The sequence below is a fragment of the Novosphingobium rosa NBRC 15208 genome (assembly GCF_001598555.1).
Lineage (GTDB): Bacteria > Pseudomonadota > Alphaproteobacteria > Sphingomonadales > Sphingomonadaceae > Novosphingobium > Novosphingobium rosa.
Genome location: NZ_BCZE01000025.1, coordinates 61,502 through 78,036, shown reverse-complemented (window position 1 = coordinate 78,036; position 16,535 = coordinate 61,502). Strand labels below are relative to the sequence as shown.

11 protein-coding genes are annotated in these 16,535 nt (G+C 64.4%); 7 read left to right on the top strand and 4 right to left on the bottom strand.

Features of this window, described 5'->3' with window-relative positions:
• Positions 1–17: 17 nt before the first annotated feature.
• On the bottom strand, positions 18–1,289 hold the full coding sequence (locus SR3_RS10445; RefSeq protein ID WP_218018796.1) for an enolase C-terminal domain-like protein: 1,272 nt from the start codon (positions 1,287–1,289) through the stop codon (positions 18–20).
• 160 nt (positions 1,290–1,449) lie between these two features.
• Here SR3_RS10445 and SR3_RS10440 point away from each other — a divergent pair, with 160 nt between their 5' ends.
• The 4 genes from SR3_RS10440 (at position 1,450) to SR3_RS10425 (ending at position 7,327) form a co-directional block, all read left to right on the top strand.
• Positions 1,450–2,601 carry an L-talarate/galactarate dehydratase gene (locus SR3_RS10440; RefSeq protein ID WP_281198719.1) on the top strand — a complete coding sequence of 384 codons (1,152 nt, stop codon included), beginning with the start codon at positions 1,450–1,452 and terminating at the stop codon, positions 2,599–2,601.
• A 217-nt stretch (positions 2,602–2,818) separates the two neighbouring features.
• Entirely contained in the window at positions 2,819–5,632 is a 2,814-nt protein-coding gene (locus SR3_RS10435; RefSeq protein ID WP_084455345.1) for a TonB-dependent receptor plug domain-containing protein, read from the top strand.
• 80 nt (positions 5,633–5,712) lie between these two features.
• Entirely contained in the window at positions 5,713–7,062 is a 1,350-nt protein-coding gene (locus SR3_RS10430; RefSeq protein ID WP_281198718.1) for an MFS transporter, read from the top strand.
• 82 nt (positions 7,063–7,144) lie between these two features.
• The gene (locus SR3_RS10425; protein WP_068084924.1) at positions 7,145–7,327 is read left to right on the top strand and encodes a hypothetical protein; all 183 of its coding nucleotides are present in this window, start codon (positions 7,145–7,147) and stop codon (positions 7,325–7,327) included.
• 267 nt (positions 7,328–7,594) lie between these two features.
• Here the strand turns inward: SR3_RS10425 and SR3_RS10420 are convergent, their stop codons facing one another.
• The 3 genes from SR3_RS10420 to SR3_RS10410 all read right to left on the bottom strand — a co-directional run bounded on the left by SR3_RS10420 (position 7,595) and on the right by SR3_RS10410 (position 11,335).
• On the bottom strand, positions 7,595–7,954 hold the full coding sequence (locus SR3_RS10420) for a hypothetical protein (protein ID WP_245653866.1): 360 nt from the start codon (positions 7,952–7,954) through the stop codon (positions 7,595–7,597).
• Between the two features lie 267 nt (positions 7,955–8,221).
• Positions 8,222–10,177, bottom strand: a complete 1,956-nt coding sequence (locus tag SR3_RS10415; protein ID WP_218018795.1) for a hypothetical protein — start codon at positions 10,175–10,177, stop codon at positions 8,222–8,224.
• A 129-nt stretch (positions 10,178–10,306) separates the two neighbouring features.
• Positions 10,307–11,335: an MBL fold metallo-hydrolase gene (locus tag SR3_RS10410; RefSeq protein ID WP_169805609.1), complete on the bottom strand. Its 1,029-nt coding sequence runs from the start codon at positions 11,333–11,335 to the stop codon at positions 10,307–10,309.
• 172 nt (positions 11,336–11,507) lie between these two features.
• Between SR3_RS10410 and SR3_RS10405 the strand changes: the two genes are divergently transcribed.
• The 3 genes from SR3_RS10405 to SR3_RS10395 all read left to right on the top strand — a co-directional run bounded on the left by SR3_RS10405 (position 11,508) and on the right by SR3_RS10395 (position 16,523).
• The gene (locus SR3_RS10405) at positions 11,508–12,461 is read left to right on the top strand and encodes an alpha/beta hydrolase (protein ID WP_068084911.1); all 954 of its coding nucleotides are present in this window, start codon (positions 11,508–11,510) and stop codon (positions 12,459–12,461) included.
• Between the two features lie 79 nt (positions 12,462–12,540).
• The gene (locus SR3_RS10400; protein WP_068084908.1) at positions 12,541–13,971 is read left to right on the top strand and encodes a carboxylesterase/lipase family protein; all 1,431 of its coding nucleotides are present in this window, start codon (positions 12,541–12,543) and stop codon (positions 13,969–13,971) included.
• 311 nt (positions 13,972–14,282) lie between these two features.
• Positions 14,283–16,523 (top strand): TonB-dependent hemoglobin/transferrin/lactoferrin family receptor, encoded by a 2,241-nt coding sequence (locus SR3_RS10395; RefSeq protein ID WP_169805608.1) that lies wholly within the window; start codon positions 14,283–14,285, stop codon positions 16,521–16,523.
• Positions 16,524–16,535 lie beyond the last annotated feature (12 nt).

Sequence of the window (16,535 nt, the reverse complement as noted above, 5' to 3'; positions counted from 1 at the left end):
GGGAAGGGGCATAGGTCTCAATATCTGGGCTGCTTGCCGGAAAAGCCGGGATCGTATTTGCGCATCTGGCCCAGATCGTCACGGGTGCGGATGGCGATGCGGTTGAAGGTGGCATGGGCGCGGGCGAGGCGCTCGCGGTCCAGCTCCACGCCAAGGCCCGGCGTATCGCCCACCCGCACGCAGCCGCCGCTGATTGGCACCTTGCCGCCCACCACGACCTCATCGGCATCCTCCACCCATGGATAATGCGTGTCGCAGGCGTAGGAGAGATTCGGCGTGGCGGCGGCGAGATGCGCCATGGCCATCAGGCTGATCCCCAGATGCGAGTTGGAATGCATCGAAAGGCCAAGGTTGAAGGTGCGGCACATGGCGGCCAGATTCTGGCTGGCGCGCAAGCCGCCCCAATAGTGGTGGTCCGAGAGAACGATCTGCACCGAATTGCGCTTGATGCTTTCCCGGAAGCCGTCGAAGCTGATGACCACCATATTGGTGGCCAGCGGCAGGCCGGTTTCGCGGTGCAAGTGCGCCATGCCGTCCAACCCGGCCACCGGATCTTCGTAATATTCGATCAGCGGGCCAAGCTTCTCGGCGGCGTCCAGCGCGGTCTGCATCGACCAGGCGCCATTGGGGTCGATGCGCAGCGGCAGGCCGGGGAAGGCCTTGGACAGGGCCTCGATGCTGGCGATCTCCACCTCGGGAGGCAGGGTGCCCGCCTTCAGCTTGATCGAGCCGAAGCCATACATGTCGATCATGCGTCTGGCCTGCGCCACGATCTGCTCGGGGGTGATGGCTTCGCCCCATTCATCCGGGGCTTCCTCGGGCTCGATGTGGCGCCCGTATTTGAAGAAGAGATAGGCGCTGAAGGGCACCTCGCGCCGCACCGCGCCGCCCAGCAGGGCGTGCAGCGGCAGGCCCGCCGCTTTGGCCTGAAGGTCCAGCAGGGCGACCTCGAAGGCCGAAAAGCAATTGGCCAGCAGGCGCGAGGGCTGCGATCCGGGCGCCAGCTCCGCACCGGCCTTGGCTGCGGGCAGTTTGGCCAGCTCTTCCTTGATGACCCGCTCCAGCCCGTTGAGATCGTGGATGTCCAGCCCGACCAGCGCTGGAGCGATGGCTGTCAGCGCGGCCAGCACCGGGGCATCGCCATAGCTTTCACCCAGACCAAGCAGCGCGCCCGCCTCGACCTCGATGATCGAGCGCAGGGCATAGGGCTCATGAATCCCCGCCGCATTGAGCAGTGGCGGATCGCGAAAGGCGATGGGCGTCACGCGCACGCCGGTGATGGTGGTCACAAACTCTCTCCCTATGGCTTTGCAGCAGGACATGGCGCGCAGCTCGCATCAAGACCAATGCCCATCCACTATCGAGCGATGCTGCCTTGGGCGTTGATCCTTCGCCTTGCCCCTCGCAATGGTGCAGGCAACGAAAGTCAGAACCGAGACGAGGATCAGCATGCCCAACGATCGTATCGCAGCCATCACGCTCAGCCTGGCGTGGGTGCCGCTGGCCACGCCGATTTCCGATGCCAAGGTCCTCACCGGGCGTCAGAAGCCGCTGACCCGCGTGGCCATGCTGTTCGCCGAGATCGAGACGGAAGAAGGCCACACCGGCCTCGGCTTCTCCTATTCCAAGCGCGCGGGCGGCCCCGGCATGTATGCCCATGCGCGCGAGGTGGCCGACAGCATCATCGGCGAGAACCCCGCCGACATCGGCCGCATCTGGAACAAGCTGGTCTGGGCGGGCGCCTCGGTGGGCCGCTCGGGGCTTTCGACGCAGGCGATCGCCGCCATCGACATCGCCCTGTGGGATCTGAAGGCCAAGCGCGCCGGTCTGCCGCTGGGCCGCCTGCTGGGGGCATGGCGCGATGGCGTGCCCAGCTACAACACCTCGGGCGGGTTCCTGTCCTCGCCGCTGGAGGAGGTGCTTGAGAATGTCGAGAAGAGCATCGCCAGCGGCATCGGCGGCATCAAGATCAAGGTCGGCCATCCTGACTCGAAGGTCGATCTGACGCGTCTGGATGCGGTGGCCAGGCAGATCGATGGTCGCGTGGCGCTGATGGTCGACGCCAACCAGCAGTGGGACCGCCCCACCGCCCTGCGCATGAGCCGCGCCATGGAGCAATATGGCCTCGTCTGGATCGAGGAGCCGCTCGACGCCTATGATATCGAGGGCCATGCCGCGCTGGCGGCCGCCATCGACACGCCGATCGCCTCGGGCGAGATGCTGGTGAGCGCTGCTGAGCATTTCGCGATGATCGATGCGCGCGCGGTGGACTTCATCCAGCCCGACGCCGCGCGCGTGGGCGGCATCACCCAGTTTCAGCGCGTGACCGCCCGCGCCGAGCAGGCGGGGCTGATGATGGCGCCGCATTTCGCCATGGAAATCCATGTCCATGTCTCCGCCGCCTATCCGCACAATGCCTGGGTCGAGCATTTCGACTGGCTGGACCCGCTGTTCAATGAGCGGCAGATTCTGGAAGGTGGCCTGATGATGCTGTCGGAGCGGCCCGGTCTGGGCGTGACGCTTTCGGAACAGGCCCGCGCCTGGACCGAAGCCTCGTGCCGGATCGACGCGAAGGGCTGCACCGATCACGCGCATGGATGAAAACCTTCGAAGGGGTCGGTTTTCCGGCCCCTTCCGCCGTGCCCGGCGTTAAACAGGCCATAAAAATCGACATTGACACCGGTGGCATCAATACCGCCTGCGAATAGGTCAATCGCGGCTGGGCATTGGACGAGCGGGCCGGGATGCCCGACACCGGTGGGGAAGAAACGCCGAAGAACACCGCAGAGCGGGCAACGGCACTTGGGAGGGATGAGAGATGGTTTCGACATGGAAACAACTGCGTGTTTGCGCATTGGCCAGCACCGGCATGACCATGCTGGCGCTGACGACCACTGTGGCTCAGGCGCAAGATCAAGCCGCCGCGCCGGCCGCCGAAGCCCCGGCATCCGATGCGCCTCACGCCATCAGCGACAAGGACATCATCGTCACCGGCTCACGCGTGAAGCGCGACGGCTATGATGCCCCCACCCCGCTGACCGTGGTGAGCGCGGATGCCATCAACAAGGCGGCCCCGGCCAATCTGGCCGATTACGTCAACCAGATGCCCCAGCTCTCGCCCAGCCAGACCTCGCGCGTGGGCAATGGCAACACCTCGACCGGCGTGAACGGTCTGAATCTGCTCGATCTGCGCGGGCTTGGCCCCAACCGCACGCTGGTGCTGGTGGACAACCAGCGCGTGGCGCCCTCCACCCAGACCGGCGCGGTGGACGTCAACAACATCCCCACCGCGCTGATCAAGCGCGTTGACATCGTGACCGGCGGCGCTTCGGCGGCCTATGGTTCGGACGCGGTGGCGGGCGTGGTCAACTTCATCATCGACCGCACCTTCACCGGCATCAAGGCCAACATCAACGGCGGCATCACCAGCCGCGGCGACAACAAGAGCTATGACGCCAGCATCGCGGCAGGCAAGAGCTTCGCGGGCGGCAAGGGCCATATCCTCTTCAGCTATGAGCATGAGCATCAGGACGGGGTCGATGCCCTGAATCGCGGCTGGTACACCGCCACCTATCTGGTGCCCAATCCGGCCTATGTGGCGGGCAATGGCAAGCCGCGCCAGATCGTGGCCTCCAATGTGAACTACAACAATGTCTCGCAGGGCGGCGTGATCACCAACACCGCGCTGAAAGGCACCAACTTCCTGGCGGGTGGCGCGGTGTCGCCCTTCCAGTATGGCACCATCGCGGGCAATTTCATGCTGGGCGGCAACACCTGGAATGAAGGCAACACCATCGCCCTGTCGCCGCGCATCGACCGCGACAACGCCTGGGGCCGCCTGACCTATGAGGTGGCGGACAACATCACCGCCTCGCTGGAAGGGTCTTACGGCTCCAGCGGCGCGCGCAACAGCGCGGCCTATCAGCGCTATGCGGGCAACCTCACCATGTCGGCCAGCAACGCCTTCCTGCCGCAGAGCGTGCGCAATCAGGCCGCCGCCGCCGGGGTGACCTCCTTCGGCTATGGCTATTCGACCTATGATCTGGGCCGCCCGGTCAGCGATATCAACCGCACCAATTACCGCATCGTCGGCTCGCTGGAAGGCAAGATCGGCAGCAACTGGACGTGGAACGCCTATTACCAGTATGGCCACACCGATCTCTCCATCAAGCTGCTCAACACCACCAATGTCGCCAATTTCGCGCAGGCCATCGATGCCGTCAGCAGCAATGGCCAGGTCGTCTGCCGCTCCACGCTGGCCAATCCTTCGAACGGCTGCGTGCCGCTCAACATCTTCGGCTATGGCGTGGCCTCGCAAGCCGCCATCAACTATGTGAAGGGCACCGCCTGGCAGTCGCAGGGCATCACCGAGCAGGTGGGCGCCGCCTCGGTCAGCGGCACGCTGCTGCACAACTGGGCCGGGCCGATCTCGCTGGCGGCGGGCGTGGAGCATCGCAGCGAAAGCGCCAATGCCGTGGGCGATCCGCTCTCGCAGACCAACGGCTGGTACACCGGCAATTACAAGACCAATGCCGGCAGCTACAACGTCACCGAAGGCTTTGCCGAAACGGTGGTGCCGTTGCTCAAGAACAGCAAGCTGGGCAAGTCGGCCGATTTCAACGGCGCGGTGCGCGTCACCAGCTATTCCACCTCGGGCATGGTCACGACGTGGAAGGCGGGCCTGACCTATGAGCCGATCAGCGACATCAAGCTGCGCGCCGTGGTCAGCCGCGACATCCGCGCGCCCTCGATCAGCGAAATGTACATCGCCGGCGCCACCCAGGCCACCGACGTCGCCGATCCGGTCAAGGGCGTGACGGTGCGCACCACCGCCGTCAGCAACGGCAACACCAATCTGCGCCCGGAAAAGGCCGATACGCTCAGCCTTGGCGGCGTGTTCCGCCCGCGCTTCCTGCCCGGCTTCTCGGCCTCGGTGGATTATTACAACATCCGCCTGAAGGATGCGATCACCACGCTGGCGGTGGCCGATATCGTCAACCGCTGCGCGGCGGGCGAGACGGCGATCTGCTCCTATGTGACGCGTGACGCCAACCAGAACATCACCTCGATCCTGCGCATCCCGGTCAATCTGGCCACGGTGCGGGTGCGCGGCATCGACTTCGACGCCTCCTACCGCCTTGAAGCCAACAAGATCATCCCGGGCATGAGCGGCGCCTTCTCGCTGCATTTCCTGGCGACGCGCTCGCTCAACTATGCCTACACCAATGCGGGCAACACCATCGAATATGTGGGTGAGAACGGCGGCCCCAACGCCACCTATCCCATCCCCAAATGGCGCACCTACACCACGCTGGGTTACGACAGCGATCGCGGATCGCTGCAGGCCACGATGCGCAGCGTCTCCTCGGGCGTCTATGACAACACCTGGAAGTCGGGCGTCGACATCGACAACAATTACATCGCCGGGGCGACCTATTTCGATCTGGCGGGCAATCTGACCGTCTGGGGCGACCGCCAGCGCAAGGCGGAACTCTATTTCAAGATCGAGAACCTGCTGGACAAGGATCCGCCCATCGCCGCGGGCATCGCTTCCTCCACGCTGCAGACCAACCCGGTGCTTTACGACACGCTGGGCCGCAATTTCCGCGTAGGCGTGCGCTTCCGCTACTGACCGACAGCGAGGCAGGGAATGGTCCTTTCCCTGCCTCGCCCGCATCTGCATGATGGGCCAAAGACATAAGAGGTGTTTGGGTGGCTTTGACGAAACAGCAGATTGGCACGAAACAGCAGATCGGAAAGGTCCGCTGGACGGTTCTGGCGATGCTGTTTGCCGTCACGGTCATCAATTACGCGGTGAGGGCGGCGCTGTCTCTGGCGGCGCCCTCTTTGTCGAAGGAGCTGGGGATCGATGCCCTGCAGCTCGGCTGGATCTTCTCGGCCTTCGGCTGGGCCTATGTGGTGGCGCAGCTGCCCGGCGGCTGGCTGCTGGACCGCTTCGGGGCGCCGAAGGTCTATTTCTGGGCCATCGTCATCTGGTCGCTGATTACGGCGGCGCATGGCGCGGTGATCTGGATGAGCGGCGCCACGGCGGTGACCGTGCTGTTCATCCTGCGCTTTCTGGTGGGCTTTGCCGAGGGGCCGTCTTTCCCCGGCAACGCCCGCATCGTGGCCAGTTGGTTCCCCGCGCGCGAACGGGGCACCGCCAGCGCGATCTTCAACGCCGCGCAATATTTCGCCACGGTGCTGTTCGCGCCGCTGATGGGCTGGATCGTCGCGGATTTCGGCTGGCCCTGGGTCTTCGTGGCGATGGGGGCCTTTGGCCTGCTGGCCGCCGGGATCTGGCCTTCGGTGGTGCGCGCCCCGCGCGACCATCCCCGCCTTGGCGAGGGCGAAATGGCGCTGATCGTCGAGGGCGGGGCGCTGGTCGATCCCCCCGCCGACACGCCGCGCGAGGATCAGAACGAAACCCGCCGCAAGATGCGCGTGCTGCTGTGCACTCCTACGCTGTGGGGCATGTATCTGGGCCAGTTCTTCGTCAACGCGCTGACCTTCTTCTTCATCACCTGGTTCCCGGTCTACCTCGTGCAGGAGCGTGGCCTTTCCGTGGTGAAAGCCGGCATGTTCGCCACCATGCCCGCGATCTGCGGCTTTGCCGGGGGCGTGCTGGGCGGCATCTGGTCGGACTGGCTGCTGCGCCGGGGGGCCTCGCTGACGGTGGCGCGCAAGGTGCCGATCGTCTCGGGCATGCTGATGGCGCTGGTGATCGTGGCCTGCAACTATGCCAGCAGCGACACGATGGTGCTGCTGTTCATGAGCCTGGCCTTCTTCGGCAAGGGCGTGGGCGCCATGGGCTGGGCGGTGATGGCCGATGTGGCCCCGCGTGACAGCGCGGGCCTGTCGGCGGGCATCTTCAACATGTTCGGCAACATCTCCTCGATCCTGACGCCTATCGTGATCGGCTATATCCTGAAGGAGACGCATTCCTTCAATCTGGTGCTGCTGGTGGTGGCGGGCTGCGCGCTGGCCGCAGCCCTGTGCTTCCTGCTGTTGGTCGGCAAAATCGAACGGATCGGCGAGGACACAACGGCTCACCGCATCTGAGGCTTAAAGGGGGGACGCCGGTGCCGTCTTCGTGCTGAGTGGACGAACTTGTGAACGCATTCTCACAGAGCGGAGATCAGTGATGAGCATCCAAATCGGCACAGTCGCAGCTTCCAGCGGCGTCGCCAGCGCCGTATGGCCCCCCCAGCAGCCCGCCTCGACGGTGGCCGCCCCCGCCGTGGCCGCATCGGCCAGCGCTGATGCGCAGATCGCGACGGCTTCGGCCGCCATGGCGACCGGGAGCACCTTTTCCATCATGGCGTGAGCGTTCAGCTTAACGCGAAAACGAGAAGGGCGCCGCAAGGGCGCCCTTTTTGTTTCTGGCCTTAAGAAAACGGGACATGTGAGGGGGCCCCTCGCGCTCCCACTCGTGTCTACGTTGCGCGCGACCTGCCGGTTCGGCGCGCATCCATAGCGAAGCGGGTTTGCAATCCCGGCGCAGCCTGGGGCTCAGGGTTTGCCTGCCTGCGGCGCATCAGAGGTGGCCACCATCCCTTGCTCGGGATAAAAGCGGCCACCCCAGCCTCCGGGATCAGCAGCCGTTGCGCGACAAGTTGCGGTCACGGGTGTTCTTCTTGTCGAGGGTGCGCCCGACCAGCGCGCCAGCGACACCGCCCACGATCGTTCCGGCGGTGCCACCGCCCAACGCGTTGCCGAGCAGAGCGCCGCCAGCACCGCCGGCGACGGTGCCGACGGCGCCGTTGCCGCTGCCGCAATGGCGCGAATTATAGCGGCCATGGGCGCGATCCGAATAATGCTGACGATGCGAGTCGCGATAACGCTGGTCATAGCCACGTCCCTGAGCCGAGGCCGACGTCGGGATGACACCCAAGCTAAGCGTCGCAAGCCCGGCAATGGCGAGAGCTGCTTTTGCATTAAATTTGATTGCCATGGAGAATTCCTTCAACTGATTGCGGCGACCTTGCCACCATCAAACTGCAGGGACCATGAACACTCAAGCAGAGTGATATTTAAACTTCATATAAATTGTGGATTACGCCTGCTGAGGCACGGGGCGCATGCCTTGCTTGCACCGACCGAGCGTGGCTTATCGCTGACTTATCCGCCAAAAAGCTGCGCCGGCCCAAAGGCCGACGCTAAAGGGATTGCAAAGGGCGATGGCCCTTTGCCCGCCGGAGGCATGCTTCCAGACTTTCCCTTACAACATAGCATCACGCTCTTCGGCCGTCATGGTGCGCAGGCCCTCGGTGCTGTCCGTGATCGGCGCGGCCCATGGGAAATCCAGCCGGGGCGGGTTGGCGAAGCGCTGCATCTTCAGCACCAGCTTGGCGCCTGCCCCCGGAGCCAGCTGGACCTCGACATGGCGGCCATTGACCGGCGCCGTCTTCCCATCCGAACTCACGCTCAGGATCTGATGCTCGCCATAGGCGCCGCCCTGCAGGGTGACGGTGCGGTTGGCGCTCTGGTTGGTGTTGACCAGCGTCACCACGGTCTCATCCGCCGTAATGCCTTCGACAAGGGCGCTCACCCCCTCGGGCAGGCCGGGGCGGCGGTTCAGCGGATCGAAGTAGCGCAGCCGCACGAACTGGAACGCCCCGCCCACATTGGGCGAATAGCGCGACCATCCCGGTCGCCCGACATAGATCCCGCCCTGCATCAGCTCGACAAGCGCGGCGATGTTGGCCGGGTTCTGGTCCATCACCGTATCGGCAAAGCGCGTGTCCGGCGTGGACTGGTCGGAGAGCAGCGCGGCATGGGCGTTGCGGATGCGTTCCAGCGCAAGGCGCAGCGCCTGCACGGGGTAGCTGGGGTTCTTGCCCTCAAGGTAGCTGATCCAGGGGTGATCGGGCATGCGCGCGCGGTCGGCGGGCTTCATGGTGAGGTAATAGATATCCTGCGCGCCCAGCAGCCATTTGCCCGGCTGGAAGGAGTACCAGCCATTGTCGCCATACATGCGCGGGGCGGACAGCTTGCCGTTCACGGTCTTGGCCTGAGCATTGATGCGGTCGGTCATCTTGCGCCAGACGTCGAGGTATTTGTCGTTGCCGCCGCTGATGACATAGGCGTTCATGAAAGCGCTCAGGGTGAAGCCGATGCGGTTGCGGTCCTGCCGCTGGCCGGTCTGGGGCACCACGGGGCTGAAGGCCCAGCCATAGACGCCGCCATACCATTTGCCGCCCGCCTCGCCGCCGATCTTGCCGTCATAGCCGATGTTGGTGGGGATGATGTCATTGTTGGCGCGGGCGCGGTCCACCCAGGCGTCGACATACTCCAGCATCCAGCTGCGGTATTTCTCCTCGCCCGCCAGCATATAGGCGTTGAAGGCAAGGCCGGTCGATTCAAGGTTGAGCGGCGTGTCGCCGGTGGTGTCGGTGTAGTCCTTGAAGTGGGCCAGCATCTGGTCGTAATCATGCTCGCCATGGAGCAGGGCGTTCTGGTCGACGCCCGCCAGCTCCACCGGATCGCCCGCCCAGTCCAGCGCGGTGGCCTTGCGCATCAAAGGCCCCCGGCTGCCGTTGAACATCGATTTGATGATCTTGTGCTGCTTGTCGTAATTGGGGGCGCTGGGGTCTTCCCCGGTGTAGAAACCGGCGAAGCGACGCACGCGGTTGCGATAGGCTTGCGAATAGGGATTGCCCAGACCCATGTTGTTGAAGACGGTCAGCCCCTCGCCATTGTGCTGCCAGTCCATCATCACGGGAAATTCGCGGAAATACATGCCTTCGCGGGCGAAGGGTACCTGCGTAGTCTTGGCCAGCGTGTATTGGCGGACATGGCCTTCATAGGCATGCTCATACATGGTGCGGATGCGCTCATCGGCGCCAAGCGCATAGAGTTGGGGCCAGTCGTTGACGTTTTCGATGGCATCGTCCGGGCCATCGTCGCCGCCCCAGCGCTCGCGGGCGAGGAGGAAGCCGTTGGAGTCATAATAGCGGCGGAAGAAGGCTTCGCAGGCATCGGTATGGGCAGCGAGGACGGCACGTTGCAGCAGGGCCCATTCGGGCGGGGCCATCGGGGCGGTGATGGTGAGTTTTTGCGGAGCGGCAGGCGTTGCCGGGGCGGCCATGGCGCGTGGCGCCGCCATCAGGCTGGCGGACAGGGCCGTGGCCAGCGAGGTGGTTTGCGTCAGGAATTGCCTGCGTGGCATCGGCATGATGGTCTCTCCCCTAAAGGTTCCGCTTGAGCGGCTTTGGACAGAGACTAGCGTGGAAACCGGTGTCATTCCAAGCCATATGGAAACGCCATCCATGCCAAAGCGGCATGGATGGCGTGGAAAGCTGGATCAGTCGCCGGTTTCACCCAACCGCGCGAGTTGCACGCGCGAGCAGGCGCTCATCACGCCCATATAACGTTGATATTTATCGACACCGTAGATGAAGGGATTGGGGGCGCCAGATTTGTTGAGCGCGCCATAGCGGATCAACGCTTCCTTCTCGGTGGCGGCCATATGCACCGGATGGTTGGTGATCAGCACATCGACCCCCGCCGCCCTGGTGATTTGCTGCCAGCGCGCCAGCGAGGTGATCTGCTTATGCGCCGAGGCCGAATCCTGCCCGCCGCCCGTGCCGCCCATCAGCCCGGCGAGGTGCGGCTTGCCATGATCGAAGACCGGAAAGATCATCGAGAGCGCGCCCGGCGTATGGCCCGGCGTGACATAAATCTTCACGCTGGTCTTTCCGAGCGTCACTGTGTCGCCATCCTTCAGCACCATATCGCGGCGTGGTGGCACCAGATGCGCGAAAGGGCCGCCACCGTGGTTGGGGCTTTCGATCATGCCCCAATCGGTCTCCGATGTGGCAACTTTCGCGCCGAAGGTATCCTGCAGATATTTCGCGCCGCCCCAATGGTCGCCATGGCCGTGGGTCAGCAGCACATATTTGATGCGCGCCGGGTCCAGACCCAAGGCGCGCATGTTCGGCACCAGAATATCGCGTGCCTCATCGCCATTGTTCAGCGCGTCGATCACGATGATCCCGTCGCTGGTGTCGAGCGCCCAGGCGGACACGGCATTCTGGCCGATGGAATAGAGATTGTCGAACACCTTCGTGGCGGGCACCAGCCCGTCATGCTGCACGCCCGCCACGATCTTCTTGTCGAGCGGGCTGATCAGGCAGCGCCAGTTGAAATCGGCCTCCAGATCGGCCCCGGCGATCTTGCGCCCCTCGGCTAGATGGCGGGCGACGGCCTCGCGGTTTTCATGGGGGAAGCTGGCTTGCGAGGGGTAGGCGATGGGCGCTTGCGCGGCGGCCAGTCCCGCCATGCCCAGACAGACCGCGCCCGGCAGCACGTAACGCATCCGATGCCATGCCATGGCCATTCTCTCCCGATTGTTATGGATCAGATCATCGGCCCGCTGGCGCGCAAGTCCAAGTCCATTTCGCTTTCGATCCTTGCGTAATCAGCATGGACCGGATGCGTGGAATGGCTTGAAGCCATGGGGCCGCCGCGCCGATAGCAGGGCAAGACCAGAAGGGGAGGAGGCTATGAAGACTCTGTTGCGCTGTGCGGCCTTGGCCGGCCTGCTTCTGGCCGCGCCCCTGGCCGCGCGCCCGGTGGACGACAGCTACACCATCGCCAGCCGTTTCGAGCGCTATCGCAGCCTCTATCCCGGCATCGCATGGCCAGCCGTGGCCCCCGCGCCCGGCGAGACCATGCTGTTCGACCGCGCCTACAAGACCCTGCCGGATCGGGAACTGCACCTCGATATCTTCCGCCCCGCGTCCGGTCATACGCGCCATCAGGGGCTGGTGCTGGTGCATGGCGGCGCGTGGCGCTCTGGCAGCAAGGCGCATTTCTATGTGCTGGCGGATCGGCTGGCGCAGCGCGGCTATACGGTGTTCTTGCCGGAAGTCCGCCTCTCGCCAGAGGCGCCTTTCCCTGCCGGGCTGGTCGATGTGAACGATGCCATGGTCTGGGTGAAGAGCCATGCCGCCGCCTTTGGCCTGTCACCCGGGCATATCGCGCTGGGCGGGGCCTCATCGGGCGGGCAGATGGCGTCTCTGGTGGCCTATTCCGATGCGGCGGGGCTGTTCCGATCCAGGCCCGATGACGATCGCAGCGCCAATGCCCTGATCGATATCGACGGCGTGCTGGATTTCACCACGCCTTTGGCCCTGCAATTCGAGAATGCCAATGGCGCGCAGTCCTCGGCGGCGAAATGGCTGGGGGGCAGTTGGGAGCAGGCGCCCCAGCGCTGGAAGGACGCTTCCGCGGCCACCTATGTCGGGCCGACATCGCCGCCCACACTGATCATCAGCAGCGGCAATGCGCATTTTACGGCGGGCAAGGATCAGGTGCTGGCCAGTTTGCAGGCCAACCATATCGCCGCCCGCTGGTACGCCTTCGAGAAGGCTCCGCACGATATCTGGCTGTTCGAGCCATGGCTCTCCACCGTGGTCGACGGAATCGACAACTTTCTGAAAAGCCTGCCTGAATAGGTATGAATCGCAGTGCTTGCCGGGTCTGCCATCCCTCGATAGGATCGCTATCAAACATACCGTATGGGGGAGAGTATCGATGCGCCTGAGCCTTTGCCTGACCTACCCAGTCCTGATCAGCTTCGCCGCCGTCATCCCGCTTTCCGCCATGGCCGCCGATACGCCGGCCAGCGTTACGGTCGAGACTGGCGCGTTGAAAGGCGTCATCGCCGATGGCGTGGCCAGCTGGAAGGGCATCCCCTTCGCCGCGCCGCCGGTGGGACCGCTGCGCTGGCGCGCGCCTCAGCCCGCCGCCACATGGCAGGGCGAGCGCGACGCCAGTGCCTATGGCCATGACTGCATGCAGGTGCCCTTCCCCAGTGACGCCGCCCCTCTGGGCACGCCACCGGCCGAGGATTGCCTCTACGCCAATGTCTGGCGTCCCGCGCATGCTGGCGGCAAGCTGCCGGTGATGGTGTGGATCTATGGCGGCGGCTTTGTGAATGGCGGGGCCTCGCCGCCGACCTATTCGGGCGCGGAGCTGGCGAAAAAGGGCGTGCTGTTCTTCAGCTTCAACTACCGCGTCGGGCGCTTTGGCACCTTTGCCCATCCGGCGTTGACGAAAGCGCATGAGGATGGCGCTCTGCTGGGCAATTACGGCACGCTGGACCAGATCGCGGCGCTGAAATGGGTGAAGCGCAACATCGCCCGCTTTGGCGGCGATCCGGAGAATGTCACGCTGCTGGGCGAGAGCGCGGGCGGCATGTCGGTGAACATGCTGCTGACCTCCCCCATGGCGCAGGGGCTGTTCCAGCGCGCGGTGGTGATGTCGGGCGGCAATGGCCAGAGCCTGGCGGCCGGCACCTTGCAGAGCGTGGAAAAGATCGGCGCGGATTTCGGCCAGTCCAAGGGTGTCTCGCCGGACGATCCGCAGGCGCTGGAGAAGCTGCGCGCGCTGCCCGCCGAAACCGTGACCGATGGGCTGAACATGATGGCGCTGTTCGGGCCGGGGCCGCGCACCTTCGCCAGTCCCTTTGCCGATGGCACGATCTCGGTGGAGCCCGCCAAGGCCTTTGCCGAGGGTCATTTCGCAAAGATCCCGGTGCTGATCGGCGCGACCAGCGCGGACATCGGCGGCCCAACCGGCTATATGGCCAGCGGCGCGCGCCAGATCGCGGGCACGCTGGCGGGGCAGGGCGTGCCGGTCTGGGAGTACCGCTTCTCCTATGTGGCGAATTCGGTGGGCAAGCCAGGCGCGGGCCATGCCACCGATATCCCCTTCTTCTTCGATACGCAGGCCGTCAAATATGGCGCAGCAACCACCCCGCGCGACAATGGCATGGGCAAGGCCATCAGCGCCTATCTGGTGAATTTCGCCAAGACGGGCGCCCCCGCCGCGCCGGGACTGCCCGCATGGCCTCGCTATGCCAAGGCGAGCGATGCGATCATGGACTTCGCTGCGGACGGCAAGCCCAAGGTCCAGCGTGATCCGCTCGGCGCTCAGCTTGAGGCTGCCGCCGCCAAACCTTGAGCCCAAGCGCCCACGGGCAGGCCGATCAACGGGGCGGGCAGTGCGCAAACTGTCCGCCCCTTATTCGTCTGTGGCGCATGTAAAACGCGGCTGTGCGCTGTAGACCCCTCTTTTCCCGGCAGATTTTGGCGGGGCGCTGGCCGCATGGCGTGCCTGCGCAAAAATCTATAAATGAGATTGACTCGCAAGTGCAATAAATGGATGAGGCGGCCATGGCCGGACTGCGGGGGGCGTCGTTCGGGCCATGTCGCTGCCAACAGCGGCGCCTGACCGGTCTGCCCGGCGGGCGCTGCTTTTACAAAGGATCGCTCATGTCATCCCGCCAGCCCATTCGGACTGCCCTGTCACCCGCGCTCAGAACCGGCAGCAGCCCCCTGTCGATTTTGGCCGCGCTGTTCGCCGGGTTTGCCCTGCCACAGGCCGCCTTTGCGCAGGGTGCGGATCAGAATGCCGCCAATCTGGGCTCGGTCACGGTCACCAGCACCGCTCTGGGCGATGAGGCCGACCGCAGCGAACAGGGCAAGCCCCGCGTGCTGACCACCACCATCGATGCCGGAACCCTGCGCCATCTGATGATCGACGATTTGAAGGATGTGTCGCGCCGCCTCGATGCCTCGGTCAATGTGCGGGCCAGCAATGACAGCATCGCCATGCGCGGCCTCGATTCCAACCGCCTGCTCACCACCGTCGACGGCATCCGCCAACCCTGGTTGACCGATGGCGTGTGGAATGCGCAGGGCGGTGTTTCGTCCTATGATTTCAACGGACTGTCTGCCATCGATATCGTGAAGTCGGGCGATTCCAGCTTCTTTGGCACCGGCGCCATGGGCGGCGTGGTGGCGCTGCGCACGCTCGACCCGAAGGATCTGCTGAAGGAAGGCAAGACGTTCGGCGGCCTCTCCAAGGCCACCTATGACAGCGCCAGCCACAGCCTCTATCTCAATCAGGCGCTGGCCTTCCGCCACAAGGACACCGAATTGCTGGTGCAGGGCGGCCTGCGCGTCGGCCATGAGACCCGCAACCGGGGCGAGATCCTGGGCACCGGCACCACCCGCACCGCGAAGAACCCCGCCGATTACGACCAGAACAGCCTGCTGGTGAAGCTCTACCAGAACCTTGGCAACGGCCATCGCATCGGCCTCGCGGCGGAGACCTTCAACCGCGATTACACCGAAAACACGCTGACCAGCCTGTCCTCCACCTATCGCAGCTACATCACCGAGACGCAGAACCGTCGCCGCCGCGTCTCGGCCAGCTATGATTACACCGGGCAGGGGGATACCGGCGTCACGCAGGCCCATCTCATCGGCTATTGGCAGCGCACCATGCTGACCTTGGGCACCTTCGCCAACCGCGCCACCACGCCTGCGGGCACGTATAACCGGATCAGCGACCTCACCTCGGACCAGTTCGGCGGCACGGGCAACATCAGCTTTGGCGCGCGGGCGGCAGGGGTGCTCAACACCTTCACCCTCTCGGGCGAACTTTATGGCACGCGCACCAAGGAATACACCGTCGGCACCGACAGCTGCACGCCCGCGATCTTCGCCTGCGCCTTTTACCATACCAATCAGGCCGATATGCCTAACGTCCATGGCACGGACCTTGGGGTCACGCTGCAAGACCGCATCGCTTTCGCCGACAATCGCATCCGCATCACCCCGGCCATCCGCTACGACTATTTCCGCCGCACGCCGATCAACACGGCGGCGTTTCAGGCCAATGACGCCTACACCGGGCCGCTGTCTGGCACCCATGGCGACCGCTGGTCGCCCAAGGTGTTGGGCGAGGTGGATGTGGTGCCCGGCATCACGCTCTATGGCCAATATGCGCAGGCCTTTCGCGCGCCTTCGGCCACGGAGATGTATCTGCTCTATGGCGGCGCGGGCAGCTATGCCAACATCGGCAACCCCAACCTCAAGCCCGAAACCAGCAAGGGCTATGAGCTGGGCGTGAAGGGCGGCACTGCCAGGCGCGGCTTCAAGCTGAACTATTACGACACCGTCTATCACAACTTCATCGACACCATCACCACCACGGCGGCGGCTGCCGGGATCAGCGGCAACTATCCGCTGGGCGTGTTCCAATATGTCAACCGCACGCGGGTGCGCATCTATGGTATCGAGGCCAGCGCACAATATGCGCTGGACGATCACTGGCGGACATGGGGCTCGCTGGCCTATGTCCATGCGCGCGACACCTCGACGCCCTCTTTCCTTAACACGCAGCAGCCCTTCAAGGCGATCCTTGGCTTTGGCTACACCGGCCATGGCTATGGTGCCGATCTGACGGGCACTTTCGCGGGCCCGCGCCGTCAGGTGCAGACGCCCACCTCCGATCTCAACAAGGCGCCCCCCTATGCGCTGCTGGACCTGTCGGGCTGGTGGGAGCCCGGCTTCGTGCATGGCGTGAAGGTGCAGGCGGGCGTCTTCAACCTGCTGAACAAGACCTATTACGATGCGCTCGACATCCCCGACAGCTCGACCATGGCCAAGGCCTATTATTCGCAAGCAGGGCGCAATGCCAAAGTCACCGCGACCTTCCAGTTCTGAAGGACTGTATCA

Excerpts from the sequence above, each read along its gene's own strand:
- SR3_RS10440 (WP_281198719.1), top strand. The coding sequence starts at position 1,450 with ATGCCCAACGATCGTATCGCAGCCATCACGCTCAGCCTGGCGTGGGTG.
- SR3_RS10435 (WP_084455345.1), top strand. The coding sequence starts at position 2,819 with ATGGTTTCGACATGGAAACAACTGCGTGTTTGCGCATTGGCCAGCACC.
- SR3_RS10425 (WP_068084924.1), top strand. The coding sequence starts at position 7,145 with ATGAGCATCCAAATCGGCACAGTCGCAGCTTCCAGCGGCGTCGCCAGC.
- SR3_RS10420 (WP_245653866.1), bottom strand. The coding sequence starts at position 7,954 with ATGGCAATCAAATTTAATGCAAAAGCAGCTCTCGCCATTGCCGGGCTT.
- SR3_RS10415 (WP_218018795.1), bottom strand. The coding sequence starts at position 10,177 with ATGCCGATGCCACGCAGGCAATTCCTGACGCAAACCACCTCGCTGGCC.
- SR3_RS10410 (WP_169805609.1), bottom strand. The coding sequence starts at position 11,335 with ATGGCATGGCATCGGATGCGTTACGTGCTGCCGGGCGCGGTCTGTCTG.
- SR3_RS10405 (WP_068084911.1), top strand. The coding sequence starts at position 11,508 with ATGAAGACTCTGTTGCGCTGTGCGGCCTTGGCCGGCCTGCTTCTGGCC.
- SR3_RS10400 (WP_068084908.1), top strand. The coding sequence starts at position 12,541 with ATGCGCCTGAGCCTTTGCCTGACCTACCCAGTCCTGATCAGCTTCGCC.
- SR3_RS10395 (WP_169805608.1), top strand. The coding sequence starts at position 14,283 with ATGTCATCCCGCCAGCCCATTCGGACTGCCCTGTCACCCGCGCTCAGA.